This is a genomic window from Salinimicrobium sp. TIG7-5_MAKvit (assembly GCF_049569215.1).
GTDB classification, from domain to species: Bacteria; Bacteroidota; Bacteroidia; order Flavobacteriales; family Flavobacteriaceae; genus Salinimicrobium; species Salinimicrobium profundisediminis.
Genome location: NZ_CP145903.1, coordinates 3,215,494 through 3,235,288, shown reverse-complemented (window position 1 = coordinate 3,235,288; position 19,795 = coordinate 3,215,494). Strand labels below are relative to the sequence as shown.

Annotated in this window: 19 protein-coding genes; all 19 read right to left on the bottom strand. The window is 34.4% G+C overall.

Annotated elements, in window-relative coordinates; translation table 11 throughout:
• Positions 1-4: 4 nt before the first annotated feature.
• The 19 genes from V5739_RS14530 to V5739_RS14440 all read right to left on the bottom strand — a co-directional run bounded on the left by V5739_RS14530 (position 5) and on the right by V5739_RS14440 (position 19,789).
• On the bottom strand, positions 5-1,792 hold the full coding sequence (locus V5739_RS14530; RefSeq protein ID WP_423818749.1) for an ABC transporter ATP-binding protein: 1,788 nt from the start codon (positions 1,790-1,792) through the stop codon (positions 5-7).
• A gap of 65 nt (positions 1,793-1,857) precedes the next feature.
• Entirely contained in the window at positions 1,858-2,604 is a 747-nt protein-coding gene (locus tag V5739_RS14525) for an SDR family oxidoreductase (RefSeq protein WP_423818748.1), read from the bottom strand.
• The gene (locus V5739_RS14520) at positions 2,589-3,506 is read right to left on the bottom strand and encodes a Gfo/Idh/MocA family protein (RefSeq protein ID WP_423818747.1); all 918 of its coding nucleotides are present in this window, start codon (positions 3,504-3,506) and stop codon (positions 2,589-2,591) included. Before V5739_RS14520 ends, V5739_RS14525 begins: the two co-directional genes overlap by 16 nt.
• A complete protein-coding gene (locus tag V5739_RS14515) occupies positions 3,503-4,231 on the bottom strand; it encodes a cytidylyltransferase domain-containing protein (protein ID WP_423818746.1) in 729 nt (242 codons plus the stop codon). Before V5739_RS14515 ends, V5739_RS14520 begins: the two co-directional genes overlap by 4 nt.
• An 11-nt stretch (positions 4,232-4,242) precedes the next feature.
• Positions 4,243-5,283 carry a nucleotidyltransferase family protein gene (locus tag V5739_RS14510; protein ID WP_423818745.1) on the bottom strand — a complete coding sequence of 347 codons (1,041 nt, stop codon included), beginning with the start codon at positions 5,281-5,283 and terminating at the stop codon, positions 4,243-4,245.
• Positions 5,284-5,286: 3 nt separating this feature from the next.
• Entirely contained in the window at positions 5,287-5,961 is a 675-nt protein-coding gene (locus tag V5739_RS14505; protein ID WP_423818744.1) for a PIG-L deacetylase family protein, read from the bottom strand.
• A gap of 2 nt (positions 5,962-5,963) precedes the next feature.
• The gene (gene neuC, locus V5739_RS14500; RefSeq protein WP_423818743.1) at positions 5,964-7,136 is read right to left on the bottom strand and encodes a UDP-N-acetylglucosamine 2-epimerase; all 1,173 of its coding nucleotides are present in this window, start codon (positions 7,134-7,136) and stop codon (positions 5,964-5,966) included.
• A gap of 2 nt (positions 7,137-7,138) precedes the next feature.
• Positions 7,139-8,086 (bottom strand): GNAT family N-acetyltransferase, encoded by a 948-nt coding sequence (locus tag V5739_RS14495; RefSeq protein ID WP_423818742.1) that lies wholly within the window; start codon positions 8,084-8,086, stop codon positions 7,139-7,141.
• A 53-nt stretch (positions 8,087-8,139) separates the two neighbouring features.
• Positions 8,140-9,303, bottom strand: a complete 1,164-nt coding sequence (gene neuC, locus V5739_RS14490; RefSeq protein ID WP_423818741.1) for a UDP-N-acetylglucosamine 2-epimerase — start codon at positions 9,301-9,303, stop codon at positions 8,140-8,142.
• A complete protein-coding gene (gene neuB / locus V5739_RS14485) occupies positions 9,300-10,313 on the bottom strand; it encodes an N-acetylneuraminate synthase (RefSeq protein ID WP_423818740.1) in 1,014 nt (337 codons plus the stop codon). Before neuB ends, neuC (V5739_RS14490) begins: the two co-directional genes overlap by 4 nt.
• Entirely contained in the window at positions 10,310-10,933 is a 624-nt protein-coding gene (locus V5739_RS14480) for an acetyltransferase (RefSeq protein WP_423818739.1), read from the bottom strand. Before V5739_RS14480 ends, neuB begins: the two co-directional genes overlap by 4 nt.
• 249 nt (positions 10,934-11,182) lie before the next feature.
• Positions 11,183-12,370: a UDP-N-acetylglucosamine 4,6-dehydratase gene (locus tag V5739_RS14475; protein WP_423818738.1), complete on the bottom strand. Its 1,188-nt coding sequence runs from the start codon at positions 12,368-12,370 to the stop codon at positions 11,183-11,185.
• 113 nt (positions 12,371-12,483) lie between these two features.
• On the bottom strand, positions 12,484-14,097 hold the full coding sequence (locus V5739_RS14470; RefSeq protein WP_423818737.1) for a hypothetical protein: 1,614 nt from the start codon (positions 14,095-14,097) through the stop codon (positions 12,484-12,486).
• A 9-nt stretch (positions 14,098-14,106) separates the two neighbouring features.
• Positions 14,107-14,979 (bottom strand): lysylphosphatidylglycerol synthase transmembrane domain-containing protein, encoded by an 873-nt coding sequence (locus tag V5739_RS14465; protein ID WP_423818736.1) that lies wholly within the window; start codon positions 14,977-14,979, stop codon positions 14,107-14,109.
• 36 nt (positions 14,980-15,015) lie between these two features.
• On the bottom strand, positions 15,016-15,951 hold the full coding sequence (locus V5739_RS14460) for a glycosyltransferase (protein WP_423818735.1): 936 nt from the start codon (positions 15,949-15,951) through the stop codon (positions 15,016-15,018).
• A 155-nt stretch (positions 15,952-16,106) separates the two neighbouring features.
• Positions 16,107-16,994, bottom strand: coding sequence for a sulfotransferase family protein (locus tag V5739_RS14455; RefSeq protein WP_423818734.1), 888 nt, complete (start codon positions 16,992-16,994; stop codon positions 16,107-16,109).
• Entirely contained in the window at positions 16,994-18,061 is a 1,068-nt protein-coding gene (locus tag V5739_RS14450; protein ID WP_423820495.1) for a DegT/DnrJ/EryC1/StrS family aminotransferase, read from the bottom strand. The genes V5739_RS14455 and V5739_RS14450 overlap by 1 nt, the downstream gene beginning before the upstream one ends.
• Positions 18,062-18,074: 13 nt before the next feature.
• Positions 18,075-18,944 (bottom strand): glucose-1-phosphate thymidylyltransferase RfbA, encoded by an 870-nt coding sequence (rfbA, locus tag V5739_RS14445; protein WP_423818733.1) that lies wholly within the window; start codon positions 18,942-18,944, stop codon positions 18,075-18,077.
• A gap of 20 nt (positions 18,945-18,964) precedes the next feature.
• Positions 18,965-19,789 (bottom strand): polysaccharide pyruvyl transferase family protein, encoded by an 825-nt coding sequence (locus V5739_RS14440; protein WP_423818732.1) that lies wholly within the window; start codon positions 19,787-19,789, stop codon positions 18,965-18,967.
• Positions 19,790-19,795 lie beyond the last annotated feature (6 nt).

Sequence of the window (19,795 nt, the reverse complement as noted above, 5' to 3'; positions counted from 1 at the left end):
AAAATTAAACCTCCTGTAGTTCTACCAGACGTTTAAAGTATTCAGATTTCTCCAGGAGGTTTTGAAAACTATCCACGTACTGAATTTTTCCATTTTTCATCACCACGATCCTATCGGCATTTTTTATGGTTGAAATCCTGTGTGCAACTATTAAAATGGTAAAGTTTCCTTTAAGCTGATCTATATTTTCCTGAATCGCTTTTTCAGTTTCAGAATCCAGTGCCGAAGTTGCTTCATCCAGGATCAATATTTCCACATTCTTATAGAGTTCCCGAGCAATCGAAATTCGTTGTTTTTGACCTCCGCTCAAATTTACTCCATTGTTCCCCAGTACTGTTTGCTCTTTCAAAGGCTGAGCTTCAATAAATTCGCCTAGTGCCGCCTGGTTTATGGCATTCCAAAAAAGTTTTCTTTTACCTTCATTCTCATCCCAAAAGGTTACATTATTATAGAGAGTATCATTGAAAATAACGGGATCTTGAGTAATATATCCAATTTTCTGTTGAAAAAATTCAATAGATAAATCAGCACTGTTCTCAGAATTAATAAAATACGAGCCGTTATCTACAGGAAGAAGGCCGGCGATAATATTTACTAGCGTAGTTTTGCCACTACCGCTCTCCCCTACAAAAGCAATGGTTTCATTTCTATGTATGTTTAGATTAATGTTTTGCAGTACATTAACTCTATCGTAATTGAAAGTTACCTTTGATAGGGTTAATTGTTTTACCAATTCCTCTACAGGTTTATAACCTTTTATTTCCTTGTTATTCTTTAGTTCCATGGAAAAAGCGCGCATATTTTCTAATGAACCTGAAACACCAAGAAACTTATTCCATCTTGCCTGCATTTGCATTAAAAAATTCAAGGCACGATAGAAAAAGAACAAACTAGCCAAAATCTGTCCCAAGGAAGATCCCAATAGTTCTGTTTGTATATAAATCACCACTACAACTACCGTAATAAGTAAAGGTTCCCTTGCAGCAATTAATATAGAGTCTAGAACCCCAATTCTAACATTACTTTTTTCAATATTAAGAACCGACTCTTTGAGCTTTTGAGCATATTTATGAAGTGATCCGGTAGCTTTTAAATATTTAAAATTATTGACATTCTGAATGATCAAACTTTGAAAAACATTGTTTTCCCCGGTGAGCTCCCTTGAAGCTCCTTTTGTTTTCTTATAAAGGTTCCTATATAAGAAATTGGTAAGGATTCCACCTATAGAAACCAGCACTGCAAATTGAGGATCCATGGTAAAGGCAAAAGCCATATATACAATCACCATTACCCCGAACTGAATTGCATAAAAATAATTTGCGAAGGAGACAGCCACCCTATCCACTTCCCCGGTCAACGTATTTTGAATACGCCCAACATCTGAAGAAACAAAATATTTGTATGCCAGATTATTTAATCCTTTTATATTCTGAAGTCTAACCTTCTTAATGAATTTTTGGAGGGTAATCATCCTATATACCCCGTTGCCATATTGCATAAGGCCTTTCAGAAAGAACAGAATTACCATAAAACCCAGGATAGTGCCGAGGTTTAAGGACAAACCAATATTATTCAAAAATTCAAGCAAAAAACTTAGACGCCCAAGGCTATCAGGTTCCACAGCACCAGAATCACTTACCATTTTAAGCAATGGTAGAAACATGGCCAGTCCAAATCCATCCAGCAACCCTACAAAAATGCTAAATGCTATGATTACGATTATTCTATGGCCAGAATAAGAATAGTAATAAGCTAAACTCTCAAAATATTTTTTTAAAAATTTTTTTACCAAAACTGGCTTTTTTTGAGGTGCAAAATTAGGACAATATATCCAATTCCTTGCCCATTAAGTTTAATTTAAATAGCTGTCCATCCGCCATCTACCATTAGGTTATGGCCGGTGATATAAGAAGCATCTTCAGATAAAAGAAAAGCGATAGGAGCCACCATTTCCTCTGGATTACCTAAACGGCCCATAGGGGATTTTTCAGAATAACGTTTTATAAAGGAGGGGTGTTGATGCGATTCATCTAAAATACCTCCAGGTGACATACAGTTAACCCGTATGCCATATTTACCGTAGTATGAGGCCAAATATTTCGTTAAGTTTATTATCCCTCCTTTAATAGCGGCGTAGGCGGCTGGTGAAGTACCTCCGAATTTTTCGTACAAACTAAAATCATTGCCAACTACGCCGTAAATAGAGCCTATATTCACTATAGACCCTGATTCCTGCTTCTTCATTACTTTTAGTACACTCTGGCATAGATAAAAGCTACTATTCAATTGCATGTCTATGTTGCTTTTCCAGGAAGACAATGGAATTTCTTCAAATTTCGCTCCCCAATCTTCTGTTCGTGGATAAGCTAAATTTACCAGCCCGTCTATGCGGCCATATTTACTTTGGACTTCTTTCACTATCTTATCAATCTCATCCTCTTTAGTGATATCGCAGGCTATAAAATGGTCTTCATCGCCATTTTGAGTGAGGTCTAAAGCAATTACCTTTGCGTATTGTTTTTGAAGATAGCTTACCACTTCCCTTCCAATCAAGCCATTAGATCCAGTTACTAACACCACTTTTTTTTCTAATCTTCCATACATAAGGTTAAAATTTTATAAGCATCATTCACAGTATTAAAATCTTGATATTTGCTTTCTTCCAAAACATTTCCCACGAAAAATTCCATTTGGCTAACGTATGTATCAAGCATTGTTTGCTTAGATGCATAAATTTCTTTTCCGTTCTCGAAAATTTTGTTCTCTAATAAATCCACTAAAAAAGTAGCTTGGGAAGTTACTATTTCTAAAGTCCTTTTAGTGTCCCTTCTATAATAATTTAGCACCACAGACGCAGAAAAGCCTTCGTATTCCAATACATAATTGGCATAATCTACCGCATTGATTTCCAAATGGGAGGTACTGGTGAATTTAGCACTACTATTTTGTGGTGTACCAAAGAACCAATATAAATAATCCAGTTCATGAATTAAATCTATGTGTACACCGCCGCCCATTTCTTTATTGGCACTGTAGTTTTTCCTGAAATCAGAATCTGGTCGCCAGTCCGGTAAATATGAACCGCAATAAGAATTTATTTCATTGATACGTAAGCCTGTTAGTATTTTTTTTGCTTCTTGCAGGCAGTTTAAAAACCTTAAATTACAGGCCACGTAATTAGGTATTTGTCCTGCATTTATTCTATTTATCAAATTTTTATTTAAAGGGTCAATTTTATCAAATACCGGTTTTTCGATAAAAAGGGGTTTTTTATATTTCAACACGTTTTCAATGGCTTCACCATGTTTTGAGGTGGGATTGGAAATAATAAAGAAATTAAATTGTATGTTATCCAACTCGGCAATAGAATATAAATTTTTGACCCCGTTTATATTTTTAGAATTCGTAGAAGAGCGTAACGCCCAAATATTTACCTCAGTAATTTTTTTTAATGCTTCAATATGTTTTTTGGCAATCGAACCCAGACCTATAATTAGAACGTTCATGTTAGAAAATTAAATTTAAGTTTCTTGTTTTCCAGCATAAAGCTCATAAATTCAAAATCTATGGGATGATCAAGATCAAAACAGATATGCGGTACTTCATATATCAAGGCCTTATCCATAAGACCAACTCTATCGTTAAAAAACTTACTTTTAAAAATATAGAAAGAGGCATTCATATCATAAACAGCCGGGGCAGATTGGCGGGTCAAAAAACTTCCGTTTTTACAAAGCTGGGCAAAACCTTCCTCACTCAATTCCACCATATTAAAGTACGGATTCCTGGCGGCAGGACTCACCGAAAATATATTTAAAGCATCTTTATTTTCTTCCAATTTTTGAAAAGCAGTTTCCAAGTCTTTTAGCGTGCGTAAAGGGGAAGTAACATCCAAATCCATCACATAATCGAAAGGATTATTTTGCTCAGCTTCCACGTGGTCTTTTAGATCTGCAATTACATCGAGTTTCCCCGCGGAATCACTGGCCAATTTTTTGGGACGTATATAATTGCTGTTCACCCCTTTCATTTTTAGTCCTTCGACAACTTCCTTAATTTTTTCAGAATCTGTAGATAAATAAATAAGCGTACCAGGATGCTGCAGCTGAAATTCCTGTGCCAACCTCAACGTGTAATATATCAATGGTTTTCCACTAATATTCTTGATATTCTTCCCGGGGATGCCTTTAGAACCACCACGCGCGCAAACAGTAATTAAAATATTTTTCAATGGTTGAATTTTTATGAATGTTTAATAAATTCCTGTGCTTGCTTGTAATCCTCTGGTTTTCCAATGTCTATCCAGTACCCTACAATAGGATTGTGGAACAATTTACCCTTATTCTCAATCAGGTCTTTCATTAAATCTGTAATGTCATAAAATTGATTTTTCGGTATCTTTTTTATCAGGCTTTTTTTCAGAATGTAAATACCCGCATTTGAGTGATATCTGTAAGAAGGTTTTTCTTTGAAATTTTTCACTTGGTTCCCTTCTGCTTCAAAAACCGCATATGGAACATCTATTTTATATTCGGTTGATGCCACGGCCATATCAGCATGTGAATTAACAAAAGAAGTGTATAGATCTTCAAAATTAATATTGGTAAACAGGTCACCATTCATTAGCAGAATATTATTTCTACTGAAATTTTCTACCAGAGACAGGGCTCCGGCCGTACCTAAAGGCTCGTCTTCCCAAACATATTCAATTTGAATACCTTTACTACTACCATCTCCAAAATACTCCTGAATCTTCTCTCCACGATATTTGACCGATATATACATTTTCTTGATTCCGTAGGAAATTAAACTATCAATATTATGTTCCATAATTGGCTTATTGCCCAGGGGCAGCAAAGGTTTAGGAATCTCATCTGTAAGAGGACTCAACCTCTTGCCCCTGCCACCGGCCATTATCATACATTCAAGAGGCAAAACAGCTTTTGTTTTTTCAAGATCAATAATATCTTTTAAGTTTCTGGCATCATCGAGTAATGGGAGAACTTTGATATCTTTTTTTCGATATTCGTCTAAATTGAGGAAACTATCTTGTATATATTCAAAAACAAAATCTTTATTGCATACTTCACCTACGCTTTTATGTACATTGTTGTCTTCAATTAGGGACCTCCTAATATCCCCATCTGTAAGTGAACCAATAACCTTATTTTGATTGTTTACCACAAAGAGAATCAACCGACTAATATGCCTGATATTATTTAATTTACTTAAGGCATGTACAATTGTATCGTCTTGATGAATGGTTATGTCTTCTACATTCATAGATCAATCTTTATCAATATATTTAATTAACTGAAAAGCTTCTGCATACTTTACACCAACACTTGCCCCTCTATATGTTGCCAAAGCTTTAATATTTTCTATAGATCTGGGAAAAGGATGTTCCCCCAACTCTGAATCATATATTTGCATGGTTTTAATCTTATTATCCATAAAATTAGAAATATCCACATAATAATTGGGAATAAAAGCTTTTTCTGGTAATGCGGGAGCAAATTCCGTTTCAGAAAGACATTCATACATCAATACTTTCTTTATAAATGGATATCGGAAAGATTTGGTACAGGCCATCACAGCATCAAATGTTACCCTATGGTCTGAATGGGCATCTGACCTATTTACACAGTAAACAATTTCTGGTTTAACTTCGTTAAAAATTTCAGAAATATCTGAAACCATTTCAATCACAGACCTGGAAGATAAGCTCATGGTTGGATAGCGTAATAAAAAAGTTTTGCTTATACCAATGGTACGCTCTACTTCTTTAATCTCTTGTTTTCTGCTTTCTACACGCTCCTTACTAAATATGTGGTTTTCAATAAGTCCTGTGGTTACTATCCAATAAACGGTATCTCCGCGTTTAATATGTTTTAGGAGCGTTCCCCCTACTCCCAGAACCTCATCATCGGGATGGGCCGAAACTACTACTACGTTACTCATATTTAATATGTAATATTTTTATAGATTAAGCGATCATTGATTTCAATATTCTTCAGGATTTTGATGATTTTTTCTGTTGAATAACCGTCGCTGTAAGGATTGTATTTTTTCGCCACTTGCTTTCTAAATTCAGCATTATTTTTCACCTTATGAATTGCCTGCCTAATCTCTTTTTTATCATTGTTCACAAAAACTACATTATCCCCGGGTATTCTCCCACGTTGGCGTTCTCCCACATTTATTGCCGCAAGGCCAAGCGAAGCCACCTCTACGATTCCAGAACTAGAATTTCCTATCAAAAACTCGGCGTGTCTTAACAGGTTAATATAATTAATCCGATCCAAATTTTGAAACAATGTAAATTTATCTGGGTATTTTGCTGTATATTCTTGATAAGCCTTTATAATATCATTGCTGCCAGCATCTGAATTGGGAAAATTAATAAAGCAATGTCCGTCATAGTCCAACAAGGCATCCAGGCTAATTTTTACACGTTCCCCTTGTTTATGATCTTGCTTGGCATCTGGATGCTGGATTAAAACTGCATAATTGGTAATTGATTTATTTTCAGCATTTAAATTCTTTAAAACCTCCTTTTTGGTCAGGTTTGGAATCGATAAAATTTTATCCAACGCTGGATTACCCACCACGAAAATCCTGTCTTCCTCTTCTCCAAGCCTGAGCAGGGTTTTTTTATGCTCTTCAAGGGTTGGAAAATGTAGGTGCGCAAATTTACTCGACGCATATCTTACAGAATTATCTATATTCCCATCCTTTACGATATCCCCCCCAAAAAAGTGGGCCACGGCAATATCCATATAAGCACAGGTCATACTAACGCTTATTGATTCTTCACGGTCCCCGGCCACCAAAACAATATCTGGTTTCTCCTGTAATAAAATATTGGCGAGGGAAGGTATTTGCAAACCTATGGAAACAATTCTGCCTATTTTTTGGTTGGAATCTACCAGGTTGAAAATTTTGCCTGCAATATCAAATTTGTCCTGTTCTATATATTGGGCGGTGTATCCAAAATTATCAGATAAATGGGGACCCGTTATAATTATTTTGAATTTAATTTCGGGATCATCATCTAATTTTTTATAGACACTATACAGCAAATCATAATCTGAACGAGCTCCGGAAACTGCTATTATTTTTCTTTTTTTCACCATACTTAAAAAACATCTGAATAACCAAGACCTATTTCCCAGTTTTTATAATTAGATATAATATTAGAATTCCCAAAACTTAAATGACTTAAATAATTTAACGGTAAACCTATTTTAAAGCCCAGTTTTTCAAATAAAAGAAAATCACTTGCAAATATAGATTTCCAAATATTCAAGGCGTTGACACTTAACTTTTTTTCATTATGCACAATTGAATGTAATATTTCTAAAAGAATTTCCTCATTCTCATAAACCAATTCCATAATATCTATCTCAATCTGGTTTTCTTCATGAAAAGATTTGAGGATTTTGTAAACCGCAATTCCCTGCCCATTTTGAACAGTTATTATTTTATAATCTTCAGATGGATTTCTAAGATATCTCCAATTTAGGTAGGTTTCTGTTTTATTTAATTTTACCAATTTTTCTGAAGTATTTAATATTTCAGCTAATCCACTAAAACTATCAATTATAGAATAGGACAGGTTGCCCGAATTTTTAAACCTTAGGTTGGTTAATTTAAGGCTGAGCATTGGTAATATCGCAATATCCTTCCAATACAAATTTTTTACAAAACCATAATGGGAATGTGAATTGTTATTAGGAAAAGCATAAAGCATTTTATAGTTGTATTTATTTTGCAAATCGCTGTGTAAACTCTTGCCAAGCATAGGGAAAATTCCCTTACCCATATAATCTGGATGCGTCATAAGTGTCATTACCAGGGCAGCTTTCATTTTTTCTCCCTCAACTAACATTTCTACCGGGGAAACTGCATATTGCCCCACTAATTTGTTCTTGTCCCACATTAAATGGATTAAAATATCCTGAGAAAACGGATTGTTTTTAAATCTCCAGTTCCAATATTCAATAGACATTTCTTTTTTAAAGGCCAATTTAAAAAGCTCTAATATATCAGCTTCGTCCCCTGCTTTATATGGTTTGATTTCCATAAATAATATCTTTTAATTTTGTTTATCCCGTAGGCCAGTCATTAAAATTGAAATCATATTTCAAACGATATGTCGTAAAACAATTTTTTAGTATCCTTAGATTTCATGCTATTGATTACCTGCATAATTCTTTTTACTGTTTTCCCATCTCCATAAACCTGCTCCTGATTTTGAATATCTGCCAAAAATTCTTTGCTGTAAGCCTTCTTAATTGCCTCTAAAATGTTCCCTGTTTCAGGTTGGGTATGAATTACGCTCTTAGGAGCAACCCGCCCTTTTTGCCGCTCACCAATATTAATGCTTGGTATATTAAAATAAGGCACCTCAATGATCCCGCTAGAAGAGTTGCCCAATACAACGTCCATAAATTCGATTGCCGAAAAATACAAGTGTTGCCCCAAAGAAGGGAAAGCTATGGATTGCTGGCTATTCTCCTCAACAAAATTCTCGATCATCCTATTTATTATTCGTCCATTTTTATCGGCATTGGCATATGTGAAAATAATATGGGTATCCTCTAGATTAGACAATGCTCCCAAAATTTCTTTAAAATGATCTTGTGCTGAATCGTTTTCCAGAGTTACCGGATGATAGGTTACCAAAATATTTTTCCTGCCTAATTTGAATTTGATTTTTTTCTCAAATTCATGCTTACCTAATAGTTTTAAATTTTTTATGGAATCCAATCCTATGGCACCTACGTTAAAAACCCGCTTTGGATGTTCCCCTAATTGAACGATCCTTTTACGATAAATTTCTGTCGCGGTAAAATGCCAGTAGCTCATTTTTGTAATTGCGTGCCGTATTGCTTCATCATAGGCTCCCTCGGTGGTTTCACCACCGTGCAAGTGGGCTATGGGAATATTTGCTATCATACCCGCGGTAGCTGCAGCCAACATTTCAGACCGGTCACCTAGTATAAGCAAAAGGTCCGGGCTTAATTCCTCAAAAGTTTCTGCGAAGCTATTTATGGCAAGGCCGATAGATTTGGTTACCCCAACTGCAGTATCTGAAGATAACAAGGATTCTATTTTTTTATGTATAGGTAAATCTGCTTTATTAATTTCTTCTATTGTGGAACCGAACTCCGGGGATAAATGCATGCCGCATACTACTAATTGTAGATAGTAATCAGGATGGTGATGGATCGCTTCCATTAATGGCTTTAATAAACCAAAATCTGCCCTTGTCCCCGTAATAATTGTTATCTTGCTCAAACCGCTTCAATTACTTCATCTATTTCATAACTTTTAGTAGCCCTGGCACCTATTAGTTGATCCCATTTCATAGGACTTAATCCGGTTCCCGGACGCTTAATTGCTAGATTATTTGAGGAATAAATTTCTCCTTTTTCGATATTTACGGCAGCTACAATACTTTTTCTTACAACTGTCTTGTTTTTTAACTCAGATTCAGAAGGTTCTTTAATTCCGGAACCAGCCAGTGCTTCTTCAATATTTCTTATAGAAGTTACCATCGCTTTTAATTCATTAGGTTGTAATGATGCTTTATGATCTGGCCCGGGCAAATTTCTATCTAAAGTAAAATGTTTTTCAATCACTTCTGCTCCCAGAGCAACTGCGGCTATTGGAACTTCGATTCCCAGGGTATGATCTGAATACCCAATTTTTGTATTTAACTCCTTCTTTATATGAAGCATAGCCTTTAAATTTACATCTTTCATGGGAGTAGGATATTCTGTATTGCAGTGGAGGATGGTTATATCATTTGCATGAACTCTATTTTCAATTAAAACTTCAAAAGCTGCTTTAATTTCATCCATATTTGCCATCCCGGTAGACATAACAATCTTCTTATTAAAACTGGCGATCTTTCGAAGGTATGGTAAGTTTGTAATTTCTCCGGAAGGAATCTTAAAAAGGTTTATTCCAATGTCATTCAAAAATTTCAAACTTCCTAAATCGAAAGCAGTGGATAGAAATTTAATGGAACGGGAATTACAATAATTAATTAATTCCAAATGCATCTCCTGTGAAAGCTCCAGTTTTTTCAGCATCTCATATTGAGAATCTTTATTACTTGTGTTACTATCCTGATAACCCGCTCTTTTAGCCACCTTCGTCACCATCTCACCGGCTTTGAAAGTTTGAAATTTCACATAATCTGCCCCGGCATCTGCTGCAGCATCTATCAGTTTTTTAGCCGTCTGGATATCACCATTATGATTCACTCCAGCTTCTGCAATTATTAACGTATGCTTTTTCATAATTCCCTTCCCGGATTACCTATTATTTTGGCATTATTTGCAACATCTCGTATTACCACCGCTCCAGCACCAATTATTACATTCTCACCAACCTCAATCCCTTCCTTAATTACCGCATTTGCACCCACAAAAGAATTATTTCCAATTTTCACTCCTCCAGCCAGTACAGCTCCGGGGGCAATATGGATTGAATTTCCTATCACACAATCATGTTCTATTATTGAGCCGGTATTCAAAATACAATAATCACCTATTCTGGCAAAAGGATTAACAGTTACATTAGCAGCAATATAATTACCACTACCCTGCTCGAAATACCCAGATATCGCCGCTTTCGGGTGACATATATTCAGGATTTCCTTATCCTTAGCAAGGAATAATTCAGCAGCTTGTCTTCGTATAGTATTGTCTCCAATTCCCAGGATGCAATTGAACTCTTTATCCCAGAATTCAAAATTTTCACTTGCTTCAAAACCTAGATATTTCAGATTATAAGGATTAAAAACAACTTTGGTTTTGTTTACATAAAACTTTAAGTCAATTCCCTGCAGCTTAGCTGCTTCTCCAACTACCAGACCGTGTCCTGAATAACCCACCAAAATCGTTTCTCTATATAACACTACTTGGAATATTTATTATTCTATCTTCTAAAAATTCTGCATTCACCTGTTCGTCTCTGTAACAATGCTTATACATGGGCAGTTTGTACATTAGTTTCCAGATAGGACGAGTCATAACTTTTGAATGATTGGTTTGCTCCAGAAACTCATTACGCTCATTTCCGCAAAAGCTGGGTTGGTGTAAGGGTATAAAATCCTTCGTTTTAAATGTATCCTGAATAAATGAAATTGTTTCCTTTATATTGCCCATTACATTTTAGAATCTAAATATTTGCCTTTTTCCAAATGTGCAAAATCAGGTATCATGGTGTGGAATAAACCTGCAAGATCATTTTTAGTCCATTGGCCATTTTTCCTGAGAGACATCATCTTTTCCTGAAAGTTATCCAGCTTGTCATCCTGTACGTCCAGTTCATTTTTAATGATTCCCAGGTTATGGAATCTATCCAGATCCAGAACTTCATTTTCAGTAAAAAATTCTTCAAAATCTTTTTCTCCGGTGGTATCACTTGGAGTGAATAAACAGGGCCATTTATTTTTCTCAGGTAATGTATTCATAAGATCCCTGGCCTCCTGTTCAGTATCGCAAATATGAGGTTCATATCCTTTTTTATGCAGATACCGGACGGCTATTTCTGAAAAGCTAACCAAATGCAATTTTTCGCTTAGCTTCGGAAAGAAAATGTCCCGGTTTTCACCAAAAATACAGGACATGAGACAAAGCTCCCCAGATTCCTTTGGAGTAACGAAATAACGGCGTACATCATTAGGCGCAACTATAGGCTGATTTTTCTCCAGTCTTTGATTGAATCCATGTAACAAAGATCCATCCGAAAAAGCGACGTTGGCAAAACGAGCTGTAGAAATCCAAATATCCTGGCTTCTTCGCATTAGAAACATTTCCATGATACGCTTGGAAGCTCCCATCATATTTACAGGATTGGCCGCCTTATCTGTAGAAACACAAAAATATTTCTTCGACTTATTTTTAATGGACTGGCTAATAGTTTTATCTGTATTGAATACATTCACATCAACCATGCGCATAAGGGTGAAAGGATCTTTCTCACTCCTTACATGCTTTAAGGCAGAAAGGTTTAAAACGTAATCATATTTTCCGTCAGCTTCAATGAATGCGTCATATTCAAGAGAACCAATGTCCAATGCGAAAGTTTGGAAATCACCATCTATATATCCAAAAGAACTTCTTATATCCCTTACAAGTTCTACCAGATTATTTTCACTAATATCAACAATATGAAGTTTCTCAGGATTTCTTTTAAATATTTCTTTTGAAACAGCCTGCCCTATTGACCCGGCTCCTCCAAGTACTAAAAATGAGGAGCTGGAAATTATTTGCTTTAATTCTTTTTCATGCTTTTGAATATCATCCTGAAATAAATTACTATCCCTTGCTATCAGTTCTAATATGTCCATACATATTTCAAAATAATTGATACAAACTTAATGATTCCAAAAGGGGCATTAAGCCATCGAATTTATAAATATTCCCCAAAAATTTAAATTATTTCAGTTTCCCTTCAGATTCATTATTCAATTGGCTTTAGATTAAATGAAAAATATTTATTCCATTTTTGACTATTACCAGTCAGGAAATCTGAATAATAGGCCCACATAGGGAATAAGGGCCTTTGCTCTTTATAATTTACCTCTAAGCTAAGATTTGGATTTCTAAATTCATAATTCGTCAAGTTATATTGGAAATAGTATGGCGCAATCATAGGAAAAAGATCAGATTTCAGGTAACCTTTCCAATCTTCTGGCCTCACTAATAAGGTGTTTTCATTGGGGTATTGTTTTTTCAGCATACCCGCAAAAGCATAAAACTTTGTAGGATTTCCTTTTTGGGTGAAATTTTCGGTGTGATCAATCAAAATTATAGTCTCTGGAATTTTACTGGGAAAATGTGAACTGGAAAGGAAATAATCCTGAAAAACCTCTTGCTTTATATAGCCTTTAAAATAGCTGAAATGTAGAAAAATAGTAACAGCCATAAAGCTTGAAATACTTAGTGAAAATATAATTCGTTTTAAAAATTCTGACTTTAAAAGAAATATTACTGCACAAAATAATAGTGAAAACCCAAAACCCAATAAAAGCTGATGCCGGGAAAGATAATCTAAATAAGATGGGTATTTATTCACCATTAAATAGGGAAACGCTCCTAAAATTAGCACGACTAAGCCCCAGACAGCATACCGCCAAGATACCGTAAAATCCAGTTTTAATTTTAAAAAATGTTTGTACGAAATCCAACTAAAAACAACCAGAAGAACCCAAATTTCAATATGAATAATTGCTTCCAAGATTATAGGAATAATATCCGTTAGGGAAACATACAAAAAAACCACAGTTCTGTAAGGGATTTCTAATAGCGATTCTAATTTTACAGTATTATATCCTATACTTTTATATTGCATAGAAGGCTTAAGAAAACTGAGCTTAATAAACCAGAAAACAAAAGGTAGAACAAGAAAATCGATATAAGAAAGTACACGAAAACCTACAGATCTTGCTAATGCTTTTAAGTTTTTATACTTCTTCCTAAAAAATAAAACCCAGTACTCATGAAACAGAATAAAAAAAATGGGTAGTGCATAAAAAACCAAATGGGAGTTTATCAAAAATGCAAACAAAAAAAATAAAAGACTAAGTATCCGATGAACAAGCTTATTTTGATGGATATATTTTAATAACAAAAAGGAACCCATAATAAAGGCTGTAAGGCATAAAATATGGGGAAAAATAATAATTGTTGCCTTGGCATCATGAATGGGAAAAACCGCAAAAATAACTATCGCTATAGAAAAGAATAGTCTTTCTTGGTTTCTAAGCCTTAGCTTACTCATGATTTTAAACAGTAGATAAATATTCAGCAATTGACAGCTAAAGCTAAGTGCATGATAAAGCCAGAGAGAACCTGAAAAGTTTTTAAGAAATAAGTGAATATAACCAAAAATTAAATTACCGTTTCCATAATATTGGTTCATAAGACCTTTATCATCCATATTAAAGATAGTCCAATCGTCCCAAAATACACCCGGATTAATGAGCATCAAAAAATTACTAATAAAAAAAATTAGATAGGCGAATAATTCCAATTTTCGGAAATTATTTCTAGAAGAGACAGCTTGTTCATTCATTTAGATAATTTATTTACTGGTTAAATAAATAACGTAGCCTACCAAGCCTACGCTTACTTTAACTAAATACATTATTAGAGATATGAGAATTGCAATAGAAATTTCCACCCCGTATAAAAGCATAAGACCCGAAAATGCCCCTTCACGTACTCCCAACCCCCCTATCGATATTGGTAAAACCGTCGCTACATAGACCAGAGGCATCATAAAAATAAAGGCGGGAAATGAAATACTCAGGTCAAAATACTGACTCAAAAGATAAGCAGTACTAATGTCCCCCATCTGTGCCAGAAGTGAAATTCCTATAATTTTGAGAATGAAAATATAAGATGCTTCAAATTTAAATTTCAACAATATCCATTTAAAAAGTGGAATACAGATTAACACTAGTAATGGCGATAATTTGAAAGCCCAGACCGGGAAAAACCTTTCAATTTCCAAACCTGCAGGATAGGTTGTGAAGAATAAGCTAATGGAAATAAGTATAAGTAATCCATAGATACCACATAACCTTTCAAGAACCGTAATTCCGGTTGCTGTTTTTAAAGGGACATCCTTACCACGAGAAATTTTTTGGGTACGAACTACATCTCCGCCAATAGATCCCGGAAGAAAAATATTAAAAAAAGCTCCAATCAGGTAGAAATTGAATAATGATAAAAAAGCAAAACGGGAATTTAGAAACTCTCTTATTAAAAGTTTCCATCTGAAACTCATAAAACCTATGGCTATAAGAGTAATCATAACAGCTACGAAAAAAGGTAGTAGAACATCTATTTTAATAAGATATAATTTACTAAGGTCCAGATTAAAGAATAAAAAAACTACCAGACCTATAGAAAAAATAAATTTTAAAACAGCTTTATAGCCGATTCTCTTCATGGAGAAATATTATGAGTTCATTCTCTGTGAGAACATTTAAAAATTTTCTTTTATCAAATCATCTAATTTTGGCTTTTGCTGTTCCCGTAATACTCTAATAAGATATTCCCCCAATAAACCAATTCCAAATAAATTTAAACCTCCAAAAAAGCTGATCAAAGAAACTGTGGAAGCATAACCTGGAAAATCAGTCCCTATAAATATTTTCTTTAATATGATATAAATGATGAATAGAACTGATCCTATAAAAACCAGAACACCTGCCAGTCCCATAGCTTTTAATGGAGCTGAACTGTAGTGCAATAGATTATTTAAAGAGTGGTTTATTAATTTTCGTAATGTAAAATTACTTTTTCCAAACTGCCTGCTGTTGTGTTCAATTTCAATATTCTTTATCTTATCTGTGGTATAAATTATAAGACTTGAAACAGCTGGCATCGCATTATAATTATTAACGATAGCCTGGGTTAGACTCACCGTCATAATCCTGAAAGATGACTTATAAAGACCTTTTGGCTTATTCAGAAAAATCGTATCCACTTTATTGATAACGTAACTACCAATATTCCTCCACAAATCATGTCTTCTATCCTTAAAGTTGGGAACAGCAAAAATAGCCTCCAAGTCGGGATTATCATGAAAGGCCTTAATTAATTTAGGAATTTCCTTTACCGGATGCTGCAGGTCGTCATCCATGGTCATAATATAATTACCCTTAGCCTGTTTCATTCCACATAAAACAGCGAATTGCTGACCTAAATTTCTTCGTAGGGTAAATACTCTTACATTTTGGTATTTCCTTTCTAAATGTTCTAATGTTGTTCCTGTATCTATAAAGAAAGGGCTATCATTTACAAATATAATTTCAAATTTATAGTCCTTTCCTATCTGAAGTTCATTAACCTGGGCCGCTATGGTCTCAAGACTTTGGGTACTTTTATACACAGGAATAACAATGGAGTAAAGTGGCATTTATGTAATTTATAATTTAGTAAAATTAACTTTATTTAGGTTCATAAGAAACCACATTAAAGTGATTTTGGTTAGTTATAAGCTTTCAATGTTTCTATTGCAGGTGAGAAGTTTAAAGCCTAAAGAAATAAAAGAGATGCAAATATTACTACCCTTTAATATAATTCATAGCCATATTCTAATAGTCTATTTCCCGCTATAGCTTCAAAATGGTTAATTTCTTTAGTGCTAAGTTCTTTCTTAAATTTTGAAATATTAGAAACATCTGGTTTTTCGAGGGTTTTCTTCTTCCAATCCATCAATTCAGAGGGTTCCAGTTTTCTATCCTTATTTAATTCTGCATAATTTAACATGGCTTCATCAAAAGGGATCGATAAAAAATCACAGATTTTTAATAATTCCATTTTTGGATCTAATAATAAATCTTCGAAACGTAAACTAATTGAATTTTGTTTTTTGTTTGCAAAGAATTTCAAAACCCGATTATTATTGCTCATCCATTCCTCTGCAATACTTTTAATATCAGTGGTTAACTGCGGTTTGTAAACAGAGGATGTATTTATTTTACCAATATTCAAATAGGAACAAGCGACATCCCTACCATCTCGAATAATCAATATATATTTGGCATTCGGAAAAAGAGCTTCCAACAATTCTAAATAATGTATATAGTAATTATTTTTATCCCCTAGATATTGTACTGCATTACTTTTTGTTTGTATGGAAAACTGTTTCAAAACGAGTAAGCATAAATCTGAATAGTTTTTTGGCTGTTCTTTTAAAATTAATCTTTCCAGAGATTGATAATTTAAATTCCACGTTTCTATTTTTTTAGAAGATGCAAGATCTCCTAAAAAAGATATTACATGAGAAGTAGATTGAGAATTAGCCAATGACCAATCTTTATATTTATTATACCACCATTGAATAAAACCACACTCAGGAGGCACTGAAATTAGTGAGTGACTGGTTAACATAATCCTAAACAAGGAAGTGCCAGACCTTGGATTACCAAGAATAAATATGGGTGAGGAAACTGTCATTAAGTATTCATTAATTTTGCAATTCTAATTATTGTCTCTTTTTCAATTTCCACATATAATGGTAAACATAAAATTCTGGAAGCTATAGACTCAGAAACTTCTTTTTTTCTATATTCTACATAATCAAGCAAATTTAAAGACGGGTAGAAATAGCGACGCGGATAAATTTTCTCAGTATTCAGGATTTTCTCTATTCTAAGCAGCTCTTCTTCATTTTCCAGTATAATAGGATAGTAGCTATAATTCCATTCTGTATGTTGTCTAATTTTTAGCTTCTGAAATTTGGACGCATCTAAATAGTTATTATACCAATTCACTATTTTTTTTCTTTTATCTATAATTTCCCCAAGATAAGGAAAAACTGAAAGTCCCATGGCCGCCTGCAATTCACTCATTTTCGCATTAATTCCAACTCCGTAGAAATCTAAAGGACCATTATGTCCAAACTTATGGCTGTAAAAAAGTTTATGGTTCAAACTTTTATTTTTGCAAATAAATGCCCCACCTTCTGCAGTATGGAATAATTTAGTAGCGTGAAAACTACAGGTGCTAACGTCCCCATAATTAAAAATAGATTCCCTTTTATAGGTGACGCCAAAACAGTGTGCAGCGTCGTAAATAACTTTTAGTTGATGTTTTTTAGCGATTTCTTCTATTACCTCTACATTACAGGGATTACCAAACACATGGGTCGCTAATATGGCGGTAGTTTTGGGGGTGATGGCAGCCTCAATTAAATTTTCATCAATAGTAAGATATTCGGGATGAATATCAACAAAAATCGGTTTACAATGTTCCCAGACAATGGTAGATACCGTGGCAACATAACTAAAAGGGGTTGTGATAATTTCACCCTGACCGCCCAAAATATTCAAGGCCATTTGGAGTGGCAAGGTGCCGTTTGTAGTTAATGTGATATTGGATATATTCAAATAGTCCCTGAGTTCGCTCTCAAGTTCATGTACAAGCTCCCCACGATTTGTTAACCATTGGTTTTTCCAAATCCTTTGTAATTGGCTTTGATATTTTTCTATTGGAGGAAAAAAAGCCTTTGTAACCGGAATCATTATTTTGTCTTCGTTAATCAATAGTGTTGAATATTTCTTTTAAATAAGCACCATATCTGGATTTTCCGTATTTATTAGCCAGTTCCTCCAATACTTCCTGCTTAATAAATTTTCTTTGAAAGGCGACCTCCTCTATGCACCCAATCATGGTGCTTTGCCGGTTTTGTAATACCCTAATAAACTCAGTAGCGTCGTCTAATGATTCTACTGTGCCCGTATCAAACCAGCTCATTCCACGCGTCATCACACCAACTTCTAAATTACCAGCATTTAGATACATTTGATTAATGCTCGATATTTCTTTTTCCCCTCTTGCAGAAGGCTTCACATTTTTAGCATATTCCACTACTTTATTATCATAAAAATATAAACCTGGGACAGCATATTTGGATTTTGGTCTTTTTGGCTTTTCTTCTATACTAACTGCTTTATTTTTTGAATCAAATTTCACCACGCCATACCTCTCCGGATCTTTTACAGGATAAGCAAAAATTGCTGCACCTTCTATGTCTACTTTGCTCCTCAATAAACTTCCCAGTCCGTTCCCATAGAAAATATTATCGCCTAAAACCAATGCTACTTTTTCCTGCCCAATAAAATCTTCTCCTATTATAAAAGCTTCGGCCAAACCATTGGGTTCCTCCTGTACAGCAAATTTAAAAGTACATCCTACTTGTGAGCCATCACCCAAAAGTTTTTTAAAGGCTCCTTGATCCTGGGGCGTGGTAATAATCAATATCTCATTAATTCCCGCCAACATAAGGACAGATAATGGATAATAAATCATTGGTTTATCGTAAACCGGCAATAATTGCTTACTCACCGCAATTGTTATAGGAAATAGCCGTGTACCAGAGCCGCCCGCTAATATTATTCCTTTCATGTCAAATTTTATAACTTATTTTACTTAATCTCAAAATTATTCAATCTTTCTTCCAGTTTATTGGTGATATCATACATATCTGGCAAGAAACAAGCAGTTTTCAGTTTCGATAGTGTTGATCCATTTTCTAAAGTAATAGGCTCCACTTTTTTTCCAACTGAAAGGAAATAATCCTGAAATTTAAAATCCCCACCGATAATATTGTTGCTTAGTTTTACCCAGGTTGAAGGGACACCATAGGAATGAGAAAGTATAACGCCATGTAAAGAACTTGAAATAGTGAAATCGCAAGATTTAATATCTTCTACAAAAATTTCCATACTTGAAAAAACATCAATTAATTTCACATCATTTTTTTCGGCCCATTTTTCTATAATTGGTAAATTTTTATCAGTATAATGAGGTATCAGGCCCATTCTAAACTTTTTCTCTGTCTCTAAATCAAAATAGCGCGGCAGCAGTATAGCGGGATCCCCGTACACATCTTCCACACGCTTCATTCCGCTATGTAAAAGTTTTTTCCTGGTTAAAGGTCCTCTACAGGCTATCGCTTTTCGAGGTATTACCGGCAATTTTGAAATTTCCTTTTTAAAACCTGAGCCCATAACCGTTAAATTCCTAACGGCTGAATTGTCCAAAACGCTTCCAATAAAAGAATAAACTGGAGGTATCCCAGTGTTTAAAATTTCACGATAGTTTACTACTTCTTTTTCGAAAATTTTTTCAAAAAGGAAAATGTTCAAAGCATCACCAATATTTTTTTTCGTATAGGCACCTTTAGAATATTTTAAAACACTTTTATTGTCATCCAATAAAATTTTGAAATTATTGATTAATTTCCTCACTACAAA